Raw genomic sequence first — 642 nt, 5'->3', positions numbered from 1 at the left:
GGCAATGCCCAGGCCGCCGAGGTCGCCGATGTTCTCCCCCAGGGTGAACTCGCCGTTGACGCGGTGGTCCGGGGCCTCGGCCGGGGAGAGCGCGTTGTACTGGGCCACCAGCCGGGAGGTGCGCTCGGTGAACGCCGCACGGTCCTCCTCGGTCCACCAGTCCTCGAGCCGACCGGCGCCGTCGTACCGCGAACCCTGGTCGTCGAAGCCGTGGCCGATCTCGTGGCCGATCACAGCGCCGATCGCCCACCATGGGGCGGAACATCGCCAGCTTCTCGAGCGCCCGCTGACGGGTCTCCTCGCCCATCCACTCGAGCTCCTCGATGGACCGGCGATAGGCCTCCTGGAGCAGGCCCACGAGCTCGTCCATCGCGGCCACGTGGCCCTGCGGGAAATGGCGGGCCACATAGAGCTGCGCCACGTCCTCGCCGGCCGCCCCGTTGACGAACGCGACCGCGCGCTTCCAGCGGGGGCGGACCTCCTCGGTGCCGGCCAAGCGGCGGCCGTAGAAGGAGAAGTTCTCCTGCACGAACGCGTCCGGCAGGAACCCGGCGAAGGAGCGCAGCACCTGCAGGATCAGCCAGTGACGCCAGTCCTCGAGGTCGGCGGCCTCGGGTCCCTCGAGCAGCCCCTGCACACCGG

General features: G+C 71.3%; 1 protein-coding gene and 1 pseudogene. Both read right to left on the bottom strand.

The features are described 5' to 3' along the window. The coding region (locus ACFWJO_RS40005; RefSeq protein WP_386873244.1) for a M13-type metalloendopeptidase at positions 1-234 on the bottom strand (234 nt) is incomplete at its 3' end. Between the two features lie 70 nt (positions 235-304). Beyond that, positions 305-568, bottom strand: a pseudogene (locus tag ACFWJO_RS40000) (peptidase M13); the annotation flags it as partial. Positions 569-642 lie beyond the last annotated feature (74 nt).

This window comes from Streptomyces sp. NPDC127092, assembly GCF_042722475.1.
In the GTDB taxonomy this organism is placed as follows: Bacteria; Actinomycetota; Actinomycetes; order Streptomycetales; family Streptomycetaceae; genus Streptomyces.
Note: the sequence above shows the minus strand (reverse complement) of the source record. Positions and strands in the feature narration are given on the sequence as shown.